A 15,259-nucleotide genomic window follows, 5' to 3' on the forward strand; every position below is an offset into this window, starting at 1 on the left:
AGGCCGGCATCTCCGCGCTCGGGCAGACCTACTACCCGCCATCGCTGGCCGCCGCGCTCGACCACACCTGGCGCAAAGACCCTGTGCTGTATCCGGAACGCCGGCTGCAGCGCCTGATCGGCGAGTTCAGCGCCCGCAACCTCGAGGGCCGCCCCTACACGCGGGCACAGAACGTCCGCGCCACCTTCGTCGCGGCATACGACCGCGCGCTCACCGACGTCGACGTCCTCCTCATGCCGACCTGCCTGACCACGGCACCGGCCTATCGCGAACGGCCGGACTTCCCGGCACTCCTGACGTGGGCCGAAGGCAACGACGACCGCGCCATGGGCCTGCCCGGCCTGCGCAACACCCTCCCGTTCAACTACACCGGCCACCCAGCCATCACCATCCCCTGCGGACGCTCCGACAGCCTCCCGGTCGGCATGCAACTGGTCGGCCGCCACCTGAACGAGGCCACCCTCCTGCGCGCCGGCTACACGTACCAGCACTCCGTGCCATTCGACGAGCTGATCGCGGTCGAGGCGACCAGGTGAGGGGCCGCCCAGTCGATGAGTGTCCAGCCAAAGCTCTCGATCAGCCCGTCCTTGTCTCGATCCGTGAGCGCGCCATCCAGGATCGAATGCATGACACCGAATGGATCCTGAACGATCCCGGTGTCGCCCGAGTATCTGTAGTGCTCCGGAAGACCGATCCATCAGAAGCCGAAGTCCGCGATGTGGAACTCTGCCCGGTTATCAGGGCGATCCGCGCCCGACCCCGCCCCAAGGGGATGGCCCGAGTAGGGCGTTGCGCGCCCACATCCAGCGGACTAGATTGCAGAATACGCAGAAGATACGCGCGTTTCATTAAGTGAGATTGTGGCAACCCGCAGGGGTAGCTGGCAGGGCGGCTCGTTGTCGTCGATCTTTACTCGATCGTTTCGACGTCGGCGAGGGGGCGTCACCCAGTCCGCTCCGAGCTGTGGTTTCCCCTCCGCCTCGGCGATGGCTCGAGATGGACGGAGGGCCAGCAAGGCACGGCCGGCCGTTGAAGGCGCCAGCAAGCCCTTCGTGTGCGGACATGGAGGCTGGCCAGTCGGCGTTGACCTCGGCGATCGCGGTGCCGGCGGTGTTCGCGACGAACCGACGATGAGTGCTTGCAGGGCAATGTTGTTGACCGCGCAGGAGCCACGGCTGGCCTTGTGGATGAGCGCGACGGCGTCGTTGGAGACGAGAGCGGCCCTGCGCCCGAGCCAGTGCAGGTGGCGCCGGTAGCCGCAGTTCGAAGTCGAGGGAAGGACGCAGATGGACCGGATCGTCAAGGCGCCAGCGGAGCAACGACGCGACTTCCGAACCGAACAACTCGAGGCAGACCTCGTCATCGTCGGTGGTGGCACGTCGGGAACATGCTGTGCCGTCACTGCTGCGCGGGCGGGCGCGCGGGTAGTACTGATCCAAGATCGTCCGGTGCTCGGCGGGAACGCGTCGAGTGAGGTACGGCTATGGATCATGGGCGCAACGGGTCACATGGTGGTGAATAATCGGTGGGCCCGAGAGGGCGGCGTGCTCGACGAGTTCCTCGTGGAGAACACGTTCCGCAACCGTGAAGGCAACCCGGTACTCGTCGACACGGTGCTCCTGGACATCGTGGCCCGAGAGCCGAACATCACCCTGCTGTTGGACACGGCGGCGATCGATGTGGAGAAAACGGGCGAGCGGATCTCGTCTGTCCGCGCCTTCTGCTCCATGAACCAGACCATGTATGACGTGCGCGCACCATTGTTCTGCGACTCCTCTGGCGACGGCGCGCTGGGCTTTCTGGCCGGCGCGGCACATCGCATCGGTGCCGAGGCGTCGGACGAGTTCGGCGAAGGATTCGCGCCCACCGAAGAGTTCGGAACACTACTGGGGCATTCGATCTACTTCTACAGCAAGGACGTCGGGCACCCGGTCACGTTCCGCGCACCCAGCTACGCGCTGGACATCGCGAGTCTTCCCAACACCATGTGGAAGAGCTTCGCGGCGAGGGACCACGGCTGCCGGTTGTGGTGGATCGAGTACGGCGGCCGCTTGGACACCATCCACGACACAGAGAAGATCAAGTGGGAGCTCTGGCGGATCGTCTACGGGCTGTGGGACCACGTGAAGAACTCCGGCGAGTTCCCTGACGCCGACAATCTCACCCTCGAGTGGGTCGGCCTGATCCCCGGCAGGCGCGAGAGTCGCCGCTTCGAAGGCCAGTACATGCTCCGCCAACAGGACATCGTCGATCAGGTGCAACATCATGACGCCGTGGCGTTCGGTGGCTGGTCCATCGACCTCCACCCGGCCGACGGCATCTTCACCGAGCACGAGACGTCCAAGCACATCTGGTCGCGAGGTCCGTACCAGATTCCCTATCGCTGTTTGGTCAGCGCTACGGTGCCGAACCTGTTCTTGGCCGGGCGGGTGATCAGCGCCTCGCACGTGGCCTTCGGTTCCACCAGGGTGATCGGCACCGGCGCGCACATGGGGCAGGCCGTGGGGATGGCTGCGGCGCAGTGCGCGCGGGATGGCCTTGCGCCGGCCGACTTGCTCGCCCCCGATCGTATGAGAGTCCTCCAGCGCGAGCTGCTGCGTACAGGCCAGCACATTCCTGGGGTGGCCCTCGATGACCCCGACGATTTGGCCCGGTCGGCGGACATATCGGCCTCCAGTGAGTACATCGTGGCCGAGTTGCCCGATGATGGGCCGACCGTGCGCCTGGATCGGTCCCGGGCCCAGATGTTGCCGCTTCCTGCCGGGCAACTGCCCCAGGTCTCCTTCACAGTCGATGTCGCTGCAGCCACCACACTGCGTGTCGAGGCCCGCGCCGGCCACCGCCCGGACGGATACACGCCGGCAGTGCTCCTGGGTGCCCAGGAGGTCGAACTCGATGCCGGCGCCGGCCAGCGCGTCAAGCTCGACATCGACGGGGTGGTCGACCAGCCGCGCTACGTGTTCTTCTGTCTGATGGCCAACAAGGATGTCTCCGTTCGGACCAGCGAACGCCGAGTCACCGGCCTGCTGTCCGTGGTCCACACATTCAACCAGGACGCCGACGACAAGCTCGGCCGTCCACGGATCGAGTTCTGGGCTCCGGAACGGCGACCTGCGGGGCACAATCTCGCCGTAGCCATCGATCCCCCGCTGAGTCCGTATACGCCGGCCAACATCACGAACGGCTACGCCCGACCCACCACGCATCCCAACGCCTGGGTGGCCGACCCCGAGGACCCAGCGCCCACTCTCCTCCTGCGCTGGCCAGATGAGCAACGCATCCAAACACTGACGCTGTCGTTCGACACAGACTTCGACCATTGCATGGAGACGGTGCTCCGGGGCCACCCCGAAGACGCGATGCCGTTCTGCGTCAAGCACTACCGAGTCCGGGACGGAGAGAACGTCGTCGCCGAGGTGACCGACAACCACCAGACTCGCAACGTTCACACGTTCGACCCACCCCTGCACGCCACCGAGCTGTCACTGGAGGTCGTGGCCACACACGGTGACGTGCCCGCCGCGATCTTCGAGGCGCGGTGCTACGAGTGAACAGTGCCGCCGCGCCGGACACCAGTGATCTCCGGCATGCGCGGGAGCGCGACAGTCCCGGACCCTTGCGCAAGCGAACCGTCCTCAAGTCCCAGCGTCGATCTCTGGCCTGCTACCACGCGGCTTGAGTTGATCAGCCAGTGGAGCGACCTCTGGCGTGGCGGATGTGGCTGGTGGGTCTGCTGCTATTCCAGGTCATGGCGACGGCGCGGCCCGACATTGCGCGGTCGGGAGTGCTGGTCGACGCGGTTCGGAGTGACGCGATAGACGAGCCCGTTACGGCGTGCGGGAGTTCGGCTACGCCGGGTCCGAGGAGAACCGCTCGGCCACCTGTGGGTGGGATCCGTCCCCTTGAACTCAACGGCATTGTCGCGGTGCGATATAGGCAGCGCCTATCGGGAGACTGGCGGCGGAACTGGCCCCTGGGGCTTATGCAGACGTGGTTTGAAGGCTCGAGAAATCGGCGCGTCGTAAAGGGTGGAGCAATTGCTCCAGAGGAGGGAGTACATGAGCGTGATAACTGCCCTTCCGTTGAAGCGCGTGACTGAGATTCGCGTTGACAGGTCGAATGAGGACTGCCTCACATTCGAGCCAGTCGAGAAGATGGTCCGCGGCAGCGCGAAGCATCTGTTGATCGAAATTAGTGCTGCACATACGCACACAGAGCCGCAGTGTTGTGAAGTCATTTTGAACGGCGACCGCGGCGCGGCGTATAATGTACGGGAATTTAGCGGGTCCGGCTCGAATGTCGCCACCCACGCGGGATTGAGCCGGAGGTTTGCCGACGGCGTTGATATTCCTCCGCAGAACCGGAGTAGATATGGTGGCGGCTACCTGTTCTTTCCGAATGCATTCGGCGAGGATAATCTGAAGATCTTTCAGGCCATGGGTTCCTCTTTCGAGGAAAGATTGCAGCGCCATGTTGGCCTGCACGACAGTACGAGCATCATCAGTTCGATTTCATTGAGGCCCCGACAGGCTGGCTCCAGCCCCAATTTTTGGTCAGTGGGCAGCATTATGACTCTGTACGCGGTGGATGAGGATTTCCTGATAACCAGAAAGACATTGGCTGGCTCACGAGACCCTTCCTTCAGAGAGCTTCCGAGCGAAACCAATCATCTTGCGTTCGTCATGCACGCACGAGCATTAGATGGACGGGAAGGTGACCAAGGCGCGCGGATCTATCAGGCCGTGAATGGGTCGGGAACGCATAATGACTTCCCGATGCAGCGTTTCGGCGGTGAGAACAACAAGATCAACAAGGTGTTGGATGGTCGGTTCGAGGAGCCCCGGGTTGGATGGTCGCCGAATGACTTCGCTCCGGCGAATTCGTTTGGTAGCCTTGTGGCATTTTATCCGGAGTTTCAGCGTTCGAGTTTCTGTCAATGCTGGATCAGCCAGCATGCGGCATGGGAGGAGACCTTCTTTCCCGTCAGCCAGGAAAATGGTGCGTGGATTCATCGGCAGGAGGTAATGGAGTTTCAGTTCTATTCCCAATTTCGGGGGGGCTATGCCAGTGGCTCGTATATAGACGCTTACCGATTGCCGGTCTCGCATTCATCGCGCCGCATCGCCGGTGCCAGTGGTGAGTCGAGCGTAACTCTCGAGGTGCCTGAACATGCGTCGTGCATGAGGGCGTTCGTCGTTGCGCGCACGAACGCGAACGTTGAGATAGATGGGCTGCTTATCGGGTTCAACGGAAATTTGGAGGGCAGCAACTACGTTCGCCGACGAATGTCAGCGGCGAAGAGCTCCCATGAAACCCATGTTGCCGCAGAGAGCGATTTTGGCGTATTGCCGGGTAGCAATGCGCCGCCTGAGGTGTTCGGATGCAACGTCATCGCATTTCCGCACCACGCGGCAGTTGATCGGGAAAAGCACGTACTTTCCGTCGGGGGAACATCCACCGGAATGTTGGCACTTTTTGGTGGCCGGTGGAATTGCACAGAGGCAGTAACCTCGGTAACCTTTACGCCAAAAATTGGCACCAAATTTGCGGAAGGATCGACGTTTGAGCTTTCCTTTGCTGGGACTTGAGTTTCACCGTTATACAGCGGTGGCGGCGCAGTCCGGGCGAAGTCACGATATTTGCGGAGGCCGGGTCGTACTGCGTCAAACGCCGGCTATTTGGGCGGCGATGAAGGGTGCGACCACCGCCCTCATCGCCATGCCCGACTTCGCCCACGGCGGATTATTCCCAGTTGGCCGTACTAAGCGACTAACAACTAATTCCTGGAGGCCGAGAAGAGTCCTCGTGCTTCACGAGTTCAGCAGGAGGGATTGACGGCCGGTTGGTATCTCTGCGTGATGTCGGTGGACGGCGGCGATGTTGTCCCAGCCGGTCAGGCGCAGGAGCCTGACGGTGTTCATCCCAACGTCTTTCGACCACTCGACTGTCAATGGCAGGGCCGGGTCGCCCTGATCGGCAACCCAGACGTTCGCTGCGAGGTCTCCCCGACCACGACGCCCGCCGTAGTCATCGGCCCGCACGGTGACCTCCTTCAGGGTTCCGGTGAAGGCGAAGGCGCCCCAGTTCACTCATAGCGCGTGATGCCAGGCCGTCCACCCTGTGGTGACGTGAACGGCAAAAGGCAATCCCACCGTGGGGGACATGATGACCAGCGAGCCGAGAGCCAAGCGCACCGTCCATCCGCGGCCATGGATGGCCGCTGCGGTCGTGATCGCGTTGGGGGTCCTGGCGGGGTGCGACTCCTCCGGGGACTCCTCGAGCACCGCCTCGCCCACACCCGGGCAGGCGAGTTCCGCCCTCGAACAGCTGGCCGCCGCGGCCTGCTCCGCCCTCGGCGACCTCGAGGGTGACCTGCAGACGGTCTCGGAGCAGGGTCTCGAACAAGGCGACGAGATCGCCCGCTCCCTCGAATCGGTGGCGTCGGCGCTCGAGACGGCTGCCACCGGACTCGAGGCGGCGAACGCGGATGCGGCGGCAGCGGCGAGGTCGCTGGCCTCGGACGTCGAGGCGCTGGCATCGAGTGCGGGAGAGGATGCGCAGTCGCGGGCCACCGACGCTGCCGGCAAGGTCGATGATCTCTCCTCCGAGCTGAGCTGCTCCGGATCGTGAAGCCGGGAACTCGGCGGGCATGGTGACACTGAGGGATGAGTCAGGTGGACTACACCGAACGGCTGCGCCGCCTAGCGATCAACGACACCCGCTTCGTCGAACACCGCGTCGAGTCTTCAGAGCTCGATCCGAAGACGCTGGCGCTGGTCCGTCTGGCGGCGCTGGTCGCGGTCGGCGGGGCGGTCCCGTCCTACGGAGCGCAGGCCGATGCCGCGGTGAGCGCCGGCGCCACCGCCGCCGAGATCGTCGACGTGTTGATCGGCGTCATTCCCGTGGTCGGGCTGCCCAGCGTGGTCGCGGCCGCCCCCAACCTCGCGCTCGGGCTCGGCTACGACACCGACGACGCCCTTGAGGAGCGGACGGATGAGGCGTGACCCCACCTAGATGAGTGAGTCCGATCTTCAGTGGTCGTACGCGGGGTGAGGTGCCCGCCAGGCCGGTCGGCCGGTCCTCGAGGCGGTCGGGCCGGTCAAAGTCGGTTGTGCCGGGCTTCGCGTTGGCCTGACGTCGCCGCGTGCGCCGTGGTCCGCACGTTGGCCGTCCCCCTGCTGCCCATTCTCTCAGCCGCGGCGCCGCGCCTCAAGCGGACCCATGGGCGCTTCGCGCGCTGGGTGACCGCTTGACCCGCGGCCCCGCGGCCAAGAACGGGCACCTATCAGGGGGACGGGGGAAGACTGGGCACACCTCGCCGCCGGCTGCCGTGGCCCCGGGTCCGCCACGGCAACACCCACCGCCGAGTTGGTCATGGTGAAATCGGGGTTCCCGGTCGCTGGGAACCCCGATGTGCCCATGATCAACCGGGTGGGGCGGCCACTTCACGCGGATCGGGTGCACCTCACTCGCGTCAGCACCGCACAACCGCCGCCGACGACGTCCATCCGGCGCTACGGCGGGTGACGTGCTCCCCACGCGAGTGACGTCGACGGCCTGAGCCGTCTTCGATAGCCAGAATCGTCCGAAAGGCCCCTCGAACACGGCTCCCGCCATCGAAGACGGCTCCGGGAATCGAGGACGACCAACGGTGCACCGGCAGGAACGGCCAACGGACATCGGCCAACGGCGCACGGTGCACCGGGCGGGCTCTGCCCGCACTTCCCCCGTCCCCCTGATAACTGCCCGCACTTGGCCGCAGCAGGGGGACGGCCCACTGCGGCCATGACGGCCAACCGCCGCACGACGGCGAACCGCTACACGATCCCCAACGCCACCGTGTGAGATCGCTGCACCGGGTGGGGCGGATCACTGTCGCCCTGACGACAGCAACGCCACCCAGCAAACACAGCGATCCCACACCGTTGCGCCGGGCCGGCGACCGAACGCGGCTGCACCTGCGCAGCGGAACCAGCCACGCGACGCCCACTCAAAACTCGGTTCGAGTGTCGGAGTTTCGGAGACCAAGCGAAGCTAGCCGCCGAGGAGCCCGGCCGCCGTCGCTCGCTGGACCGCGCCGTTGCGCGACGAGACGCCCAGCTTCCGGTAGATCGAGGCGACCTCCGAGCCGACAGTGTTGCGGGAGACGAACAGCCGCTCCCCGATCTCGCGAATGGTGAGGTGCGTCTGCAGGTAAGGGAGCAACCGAAGCTCCGCCGGGGTGAGCGGCGACGCCCCTGCGACGCTCAACTGGGCGCTCGAGGTGAGGGTCCGGCGGAACTCCGTGACCTCGTCGACCAGAGCGCCGAGAGCCGGACGGCGGCGCAGGACGTCGTCGATCTCGCGCAGCAGGTGACGAGCGGTGGTGTGGTCGCCGATGGTCGCGTGCACCTTGGCGAGGTGCAGTCGTGCACGCACCGCGAGGAAGGGCAGCACGAACGTGCAGGACGGGCGGGCCCGCATCGCCCGGGTGAGCTGCCGGCCGGCTTCGGCCAGGTCGCCGCGGTGGACGGCTAGGCGCGCGGCGGCGGCGAAGGCGAGCACGCTCGCGGCGTAGTCGTGCATGCGATGCGTCTCGATGGTGCCGAGCGCGTGTTCCACGCGTTCGGCCGCCTCATCCCATCGGCCACGTTCCATCGCCTCCAGAGCGAGCTCGGCCTCGCCGTCGACGATCGTGTCGGTGTTGCCGAGTGACGCTCCGACGGCGGACGCCTCCGAGAACAGCGGAAGCGCCTGGTCGGTGTCTCCAGTGAGGAGGTGCGCCTCGGCGGACAGGAGGAGAGCGGTGTCGCGCCACTGGCTCCACGGCGGCTCCTGGGTGACGGCGCAGTCGGCGTCGATCGTCATCTGCTGCGGGCCGGCGGGACACATGACGGCGCGCAGCATGGCGCGCGCCGAGTCGAACGACGCCGTGCCGTCCACGGGCACGAGGTCGAACCGGGCAGCGTCGACGATCGCCGCCCAGCGTTGTGCCTCGGCGGTCCGCCCGGTCAATGCCGCGATCCACCCCGCCAGCACGGCGAGCGGTGGATAGCTCTCGACGGCGGCGTCCCCGAGCGCGGCCAGCCAGCGTTGAACGGTGGAGATCTGGCCGGCGCTGTAAGTGGGCTGCACCAGCTGCGTCACCAGCCGGACGCATCGGTCCCGCTCGGGTGTGTTCAGGAGGTGCTCGAGGGCGAGCGCCGGAGAACCGTGTGCTTCGTACCAGTCGGCGGCGCGCAGGTGCAGCTTCGTGATGATCTCGGGCTCGACGCGGCGCAGCTCACCGGCCAGGAACTCCTGGAACAGCGCGTGGTAGCGGTACCACTCCCGCCGCCGATCGAGCGGGATCAGGAACGAGTTCGAGGCCTCGAGATCGCGCAGTTGCCGCTGCCCGCCTGTTTCGTCGAGGACGGCATCGCAAAGCGGCGCGTGGAGTTGATCGAGCACGGCCGTGCGGCGGAGGAACCGCTGCGTGCGCTCGGGCAGCCGGCTGAGCGACTCGCGATAGAGATAGTCGGCCACGTAGGGGTCCGCACCGGAGACCTTCGCACCCTGGCTGCGGCTGTCGCGCGCGATGAGCGCGGCGAGGTAGACGCCGGCCGGCCAGCCTTCGGTCCGCGCTGTCACCGCGGTCGCCGTCTCGCGCGTGACATCGACGCGGGCCTGCGCGAAGATCTGCCGGGCTCCGTCCGCGTCGAGAGCCAGGTCGCCCGACTGGAACTCCACGGCGTCGTCCGACGCGCGCAGTCGCGGCAGGTGAGGCTGTTCGAAACGGCTGGTCGCGACCAGTTGGGAGCCGCCGGGAATCCCCGAGATCACCACCTCCAGCACGTCGTGACAGGCCGGCGACCGGAGCAGGTGCAGGTCGTCCAACAGCAGCACGAACGGCGCCGGGCTCGCCGCCAGCACCGACGCGAGATGCGGCGCCGCACGCCCCAGCGCGGACACGCCCAGACCGCTGACATCGGCGATCAGGCCGGCATCGTCCGGCGAGATACCGGCGTACGCCGAGGCGAGCAGCGTGAGGAGGGCGGCGGGGTCATCGTCGAAGCGGTCCAGGGAGATCCAGGCGACCCGGCGGTCCTCGGCCAGCGCCCACTGAGCCAGCAGCGTCGACTTGCCGTAGCCCGCGGACGCGGTGATGCCGACGACGCGTCGGCCGCTCGTGCGAGCCGCGTCGATGAGAGGCGAGCGACTCACCGAACCCGGCCGAGGCCGCGGCGCCGACAACTTGGCGTCGATCAGCAGCCGATCCAGCTCAACGACGATCGGACCCACCCCCCTTGGGGATCCCACCCGCCGTCCAACCTACGCCCGATCGAGCGTGCGGATGCATTCGCCTTTCACTCAGTTTGGATGATGCGACGGCAGCGCCGTTCGCGGTGGAATCGGAGGTGAACGGCCCGATGACAAGCTGCGACCAAGGGGGACATCGTGTCCGAAGCCACCGAAGAGACACCGGTCCTCGACCTGATCGAACGGATGACCGTGGACTCGGTCGCCACCGCGAACCTCGACCCGGTCGATCTCATGCTCGTGCGCATCGCCGCCCTCGTCGCGGTCGACGCTCCGTCGATCTCGTACCTGATGAACCTGGGCGCGGCCAGCGAGATGGGCATCGACTCGGAGCAGATCCGAGGCGTCCTCGCCGCGATCGCACCGATCGTCGGCACGGCGCGGATCGCGTCCGCGACGGGCCGGATCGTCGACGCACTCGACGTCGCCATCGAGGTCGCGGAGTTCGAGGAGGAGGCCGACGAAGGGACCGGGGCCGCGGAATAGCCGTCCCGCGCCGATCCACGACGGGCCGCCATGATCACCGCCGTATCGCCCGCCTTCACCGGGGCACAGCGCCGGCGGCGGCTCGCCCTGGCGCTGTTCCGGGCCTCGGCCGTCACTGCCGTCCTCGTCGCCCTGTACTACCTGCTGCCGCTGGACCGGCTGAGCGACGTCCCTCTTGGCGTGTCACTCACGGTCGGGCTGGCCGCGCTGACCGTCGTCGCCGCCTACCAGGTCAGAGCGGTCGTCAGGTCCCCGCTCCCGGCGATCCGGGCGGTGGAGGCGGTCGCGGCCACCGCGCCGTTGTTCCTGCTCCTCTTCGCGGCGGTGTATTTCCAGCTGGCCGCGGCCGACGCCGGCAGCTTCGACGTGGACTCGCTCAGCCGGACCGATGCGCTGTATTTCACGGTCACCGTCTTCGCCACGGTCGGCTTCGGCGACATCACCGCGACGAGCCAGGCGGCGCGCGTCCTGGTCACCGTCCAGATGGTCCTCGACCTGATCGTGCTGGGTCTGGGCATCCGCGTCTTCATCGGCGCCGTCGAACTGGGCCGGCGGAAGAACGACCCGGCGGACGCGTCCTAGCCGCGGACCCGCTGTCCCAGCTCACCCTCGTCCGTCGCGATCACCTGGCCGGCCAGGGCCGTCCCGAGGAAGCAGAGGGCCAGGGCGTAGAGGAACGCGATGTACGTGAACGCTACGCCGATGCTGCCGTAGCGGTCGGCGCTGTCCTGGAGGGCATCGGCGAGCAGCGGCCGGCTGATCGGCCGCGACGCCACCATGACCAGGCCGAAGAGGAACGCTCCCGGGACGAGCAGGCGAACCGGGACCCGTCCCGAGAGGAGCAGCCACGGCACCGACGCAGCCACCGCAGCGGTCAGCACGAACGGGACGACGTACCCGGCGACGATCTCCGGCGTCCAGTCACCGGTGACCCGCGACAGCCACCTGACCACGAGCGCGCCGGCGACCAGCAGGAGCACCGAACCGAGCGCTCGCCACAGGTAACGCAGGCCCGTCCTGGGCCGCGGCAACTCCCAGATCGCGGCGAACGCCCGCGTCAGGGCCCGCGACAGACTGGTCGCCGACACCAGGACGAGGAAGGCTCCGAGCACCCCGAATGCGCTGGCATCGGTGCTGTTCAGAGCCTCCTGAAGCACACCCCGGGTCTCCTCGGGCAGGCCGATCGTGTCGGCGATCCCATCGCTGTAGCGGCTGCCCAGGAGCACCGCCGTCATGATCAAGACCGGGAAGACGGAGATGAAGATCTCGGCCGCCACGGTCATGGACCGGTCGAGCATCTCCAACCGCCCGAACCGGCCCGCGAACCGCAGCAGCGGCCGGCCCAGCGGGGAACCCACCAACCAGGCCGTTGCGGGCCGCAGCCGCCGTGGCGCTCTCGCCACGAGCTGGTCGACGTCGACGGTCTGCCGTTCGATGTCAGTCACGGCCGCCTCCTCGAGAACCGGTTCAGGCCTGCGTCGTCCGGCCGGTCACTCGAGCAGGCGTTGCAGCGCCGGCTGGGCCCGGTCGGCGACCTGGTCGACGACTCCTCGCGAGCGAAGCCGAGCGAGGGCGTTGCCGGCGATCACGAACAGCGGCACGGCCAGGATGAGCCCGACGATGCCGCCGAGCAGTCCGCCCAACGCGGTGACGACGAGGACGACGAGCGGGTGGATGTCGAGGGTGCGGCCCATCACCTTGGGCTCCACGAAGTTCTCCAGTGCGAGGTTGGCGGCGAGCACCACGACCAGCATGACCGCGGCCACGCCGAGTCCGCCGTCGCCCAGGGCGACGATCACGGCCAGCCCGCCACCGAGGAACGCGCCGATGTACGGGATGTAGCCGCCGATGAAGTTGACCAGCATGATCGTGAGCACCAGCGGCAGCCCGAGCACGAGGCTGGCGAGGCCGATGACCACCGCCACGATCGCCGACATCACGCTGCGGCCCCGGCCGTAGTCGCGCAGGATCCGGCACGCGTCGCCCACGAAGGCGTCGACGTCGCCGCGCACCGCGGGATCGAACTGGTCGACCACCGATCGCCGGAGCCGGGTACCGTCCTTGAGCAGGTAGTACATGATCAGCGCGCCGAGGATCAGCCCGCTGGCCAGGCCGATCAGCGTGTGCAGACCCGAGACCAGGTTGGTGAGGAAACCGTCGGAGATCGCCGGGGCCATCCCCTCGGTGGCCGCGCGGGCCTCCTCCAGCGCGGACCGATCGACGTCCAGCTCATCGACCGCGTGGTCCACCGCCGCGTCGACGGACTCGCCGATCTGGTCCGCCTGCTCCGTCACCCCCTGCACGGTCGCGGTGATGACGAGGGCCATCAGCGCCAGCAGCCCGAGGACGACCAGCCCGGCGGCGGCGGTCGCCTTGATCCGGTGCCGGCGCAGCATCCCCACCAACGGCCGGAAGACCACGGCCAGCACCGCGGCGAACGTCAGCGGGAGCACGATCTCGCTGGTCGCACCCAACGCCATCGCCACGATGACAGCCGCCACCACGAACCCCACGAAGCTCCACGACCACACGCCCACCCGCGGCACCCACCGCAAGAACGCCGGATCGGCGGTCGGGTCGTGCGGAGCATGCGCGTCGGGCTCGTCAGCCACGTTCGGTCGCCCGGACATGTGTCATCGAGCGACGTCGCGCCCGTGGGCGACCAGTGCCCAGATCACGAAGACGTCGAGTGCGATGATCGCCAGGGACCAGAACGGGTAGTAGGGAACGAACGCGAAGTTCGCCAGGGCGCTGAGCACGGCCAGGATGACACCGATCACCCGGCCCCACGTCTTGCCGGCCAGCACCGCGAAGCCGGCGAACAACACCAGCAGTCCCAGCAGCAGGTGGATCCAGCCCCAGGTGGTGGCGTCGAACTCGAGCACATAGTTACGGGTGGACACGTAGAACTCGTCCTCGAGGAGGGCGGCCAGACCGGCGAGTGCCTGGAACCCGCCGGCCATGATCATCAGAACGCCGGCGAACGCCGTCAGGCCGACGGCCCACCGGTTGCGCGGTTCCTTCTCCTGACCCGTGGTCGCGTAGTCGGGTGTCGTCTGCTCGGTCATGGCCGAACCCTCCTTCTGAGCCAGGCCCCACGAGCACACGCCCGTGAACGGCCGAGTTCGATCCAACCGCCGAACACGGTGCAGCGAATCACCCGCATCGCGTGAAAGCTCAGCGCTCAGCGCGGCCGAGGCCGCGCACGGCCGGGATCGCGAGCAGCAGTGCGCAGGTGACGAGCGCCATGGCGGAGGACACGAACAGCAACGGCACCGTGCCCACGACGACCGCGAGCGGCCCCGCCACCGCTTGACCGATCGGTTTCATCACCAGCGAGCCGGCCGCGTCGTACGCGTGGACGCGGCCGAGCACGTCCTGCGGGACGTGCGTCTGGACGCTGGTGTGGAACATGACGGCCCAGAACGCCATGCCCGCGCCGGTCACCGCGTAGCACCCCGCGACGAGAGGCCCGGAAAGGCCGAGCGCGACACTCAACGGCATGAGCGTCCACAGGATCATGGAGAGGGCGCCGGCCCGGAGCGGATACCGCGGGCGGAGCCTGATCGCGACCAGCCCGCCCAGCACGCTACCCGCCCCGAGCGCCGACATGACCAGGCCGAACGTCGCCGATCCGTGCTCGGTGACGAGCGTGCTGTAGCCGAGGGTCATGGCCGGGCCGGCGCCGGCCAGCTGCCAGGCCATGTAGACGACGATGACGCTCCACAGCCAGGTCCGGGCCCGGAACTCCCGCCACCCTTCGACGAGGTCGGCCCGGAACGACGACGGCACGTCGCCGCGCCCGGCCGGGCGCATCGGGACCGAGCGGATCCGGAGCAGGCAGGCGCCGCTGACCGCGTAGGTCAACGCGTCGAGGGCGACCACCGCCGCGGGCGAGGCCACCACCAGCAGCAGGCCGGCCAGCGACGGACCGATCACGGCGGTCACGGACTCGGAGATGCGCAGGGTGGCGTTCGCCTTCTGCACGTCACGAGCGATGAGCGGGGTGACGCTGGCGACTCCCGGCTGGAAGATCGCGGTGCCCGCGCCGACCAGGGCCAGCAGCACCAGGATCTGCCACAATTCCGGCGTGCCCAGCGCGAACAGCAGCGCGAGCACCGCCTGGAAGCACAGCCGCGCCGCGTCCGAGATGACCATCAACCGCCGCGCGCCGAAACGATCGGACAGCACCCCGCCAAAGATGAGCAGCGCGGCGAACGGCGCGATCAGCGCGGCCAGCGCATAGCCCACGCCGGTCGGCCCGTGCCCCGCCCGGATCACGGCGGCCGTGATCGCGACGGGCAGCATCACGTCGCCCAGCAGGGACGTGGTGCGGGCGACGAAGAACCGCCGGAAGTCTGCCGTCCACAGCGGCGAATCCGGCGAGTCGTCCTCGACGTGCCGGTCACGCGCCATGTCCGAGCCAGCCACCGTTCACCGTCCCACCGATGCCGTCGATCACCATCAGGGCGATACTCTCGCCTGCCGTCTATTC

At 67.5% G+C, this 15,259-nt stretch carries 12 protein-coding genes and 1 pseudogene; 7 read left to right on the forward strand and 6 right to left on the reverse strand.

All coding sequences use genetic code 11. The annotated features are described in order from the left end of the window. The 3 genes and pseudogenes from ACW62_RS30280 to ACW62_RS34475 all read left to right on the forward strand — a co-directional run. Positions 1-536: amidase family protein (locus ACW62_RS30280; RefSeq protein ID WP_240477458.1), on the forward strand; the 536-nt coding region annotated here is incomplete at its 5' end. 744 nt (positions 537-1,280) lie between these two features. Continuing rightward, positions 1,281-3,551 (forward strand): annotated as a pseudogene (locus ACW62_RS30285) (FAD-dependent oxidoreductase); the annotation flags it as partial. Between the two features lie 507 nt (positions 3,552-4,058). Next, positions 4,059-5,588 carry a hypothetical protein gene (locus tag ACW62_RS34475; RefSeq protein WP_157575083.1) on the forward strand — a complete coding sequence of 510 codons (1,530 nt, stop codon included), beginning with the start codon at positions 4,059-4,061 and terminating at the stop codon, positions 5,586-5,588. Positions 5,589-5,810: 222 nt separating this feature from the next. On the opposite strand, the gene ACW62_RS30290 is transcribed toward ACW62_RS34475, so the two are convergent. Then, positions 5,811-6,089, reverse strand: a complete 279-nt coding sequence (locus tag ACW62_RS30290) for a hypothetical protein (RefSeq protein ID WP_053207860.1) — start codon at positions 6,087-6,089, stop codon at positions 5,811-5,813. Between the two features lie 73 nt (positions 6,090-6,162). Between ACW62_RS30290 and ACW62_RS30295 the strand changes: the two genes are divergently transcribed. After that, positions 6,163-6,630 (forward strand): hypothetical protein, encoded by a 468-nt coding sequence (locus ACW62_RS30295; protein ID WP_157575084.1) that lies wholly within the window; start codon positions 6,163-6,165, stop codon positions 6,628-6,630. 35 nt (positions 6,631-6,665) lie between these two features. Next, positions 6,666-7,004: a carboxymuconolactone decarboxylase family protein gene (locus tag ACW62_RS30300; RefSeq protein ID WP_205629702.1), complete on the forward strand. Its 339-nt coding sequence runs from the start codon at positions 6,666-6,668 to the stop codon at positions 7,002-7,004. Positions 7,005-8,034: 1,030 nt separating this feature from the next. Here the strand turns inward: ACW62_RS30300 and ACW62_RS30305 are convergent. After that, the gene (locus ACW62_RS30305; protein WP_205629703.1) at positions 8,035-10,182 is read right to left on the reverse strand and encodes a winged helix-turn-helix domain-containing protein; all 2,148 of its coding nucleotides are present in this window, start codon (positions 10,180-10,182) and stop codon (positions 8,035-8,037) included. Between the two features lie 234 nt (positions 10,183-10,416). Between ACW62_RS30305 and ACW62_RS30310 the strand changes: the two genes are divergently transcribed. Together ACW62_RS30310 and ACW62_RS30315 are read left to right on the forward strand one after the other, a co-directional pair. Further along, the gene (locus ACW62_RS30310) at positions 10,417-10,764 is read left to right on the forward strand and encodes a carboxymuconolactone decarboxylase family protein (RefSeq protein WP_205629704.1); all 348 of its coding nucleotides are present in this window, start codon (positions 10,417-10,419) and stop codon (positions 10,762-10,764) included. A gap of 30 nt (positions 10,765-10,794) precedes the next feature. Next, positions 10,795-11,346, forward strand: coding sequence for a potassium channel family protein (locus tag ACW62_RS30315; protein WP_053207864.1), 552 nt, complete (start codon positions 10,795-10,797; stop codon positions 11,344-11,346). Here ACW62_RS30315 and ACW62_RS30320 read toward each other — a convergent pair. The 4 genes from ACW62_RS30320 to ACW62_RS30335 all read right to left on the reverse strand — a co-directional run bounded on the left by ACW62_RS30320 (position 11,343) and on the right by ACW62_RS30335 (position 15,180). Continuing rightward, positions 11,343-12,209: a YhjD/YihY/BrkB family envelope integrity protein gene (locus ACW62_RS30320; protein WP_053207865.1), complete on the reverse strand. Its 867-nt coding sequence runs from the start codon at positions 12,207-12,209 to the stop codon at positions 11,343-11,345. The two genes, ACW62_RS30315 and ACW62_RS30320, sit on opposite strands and share 4 nt — an antisense overlap. A gap of 45 nt (positions 12,210-12,254) precedes the next feature. Then, positions 12,255-13,376: an AI-2E family transporter gene (locus tag ACW62_RS30325; protein ID WP_169792159.1), complete on the reverse strand. Its 1,122-nt coding sequence runs from the start codon at positions 13,374-13,376 to the stop codon at positions 12,255-12,257. A 21-nt stretch (positions 13,377-13,397) separates the two neighbouring features. Continuing rightward, positions 13,398-13,832, reverse strand: coding sequence for a DUF7144 family membrane protein (locus ACW62_RS30330; protein WP_053207867.1), 435 nt, complete (start codon positions 13,830-13,832; stop codon positions 13,398-13,400). Between the two features lie 109 nt (positions 13,833-13,941). Beyond that, positions 13,942-15,180, reverse strand: coding sequence for an MFS transporter (locus ACW62_RS30335; protein WP_053207893.1), 1,239 nt, complete (start codon positions 15,178-15,180; stop codon positions 13,942-13,944). Between the last annotated feature and the right edge of the window lie 79 nt (positions 15,181-15,259).

The organism is Jiangella muralis (genome assembly GCF_001270745.1).
In the GTDB taxonomy this organism is placed as follows: domain Bacteria; phylum Actinomycetota; class Actinomycetes; order Jiangellales; family Jiangellaceae; genus Jiangella; species Jiangella muralis.

Coding starts and splice junctions, on each gene's coding strand:
- ACW62_RS30335 (WP_053207893.1), bottom strand. CDS start 15,180: ATGGCGCGTGACCGGCACGTCGAGGACGACTCGCCGGATTCGCCGCTG.
- ACW62_RS34475 (WP_157575083.1), top strand. CDS start 4,059: ATGAGCGTGATAACTGCCCTTCCGTTGAAGCGCGTGACTGAGATTCGC.
- ACW62_RS30315 (WP_053207864.1), top strand. CDS start 10,795: ATGATCACCGCCGTATCGCCCGCCTTCACCGGGGCACAGCGCCGGCGG.
- ACW62_RS30295 (WP_157575084.1), top strand. CDS start 6,163: ATGATGACCAGCGAGCCGAGAGCCAAGCGCACCGTCCATCCGCGGCCA.
- ACW62_RS30330 (WP_053207867.1), bottom strand. CDS start 13,832: ATGACCGAGCAGACGACACCCGACTACGCGACCACGGGTCAGGAGAAG.
- ACW62_RS30300 (WP_205629702.1), top strand. CDS start 6,666: ATGAGTCAGGTGGACTACACCGAACGGCTGCGCCGCCTAGCGATCAAC.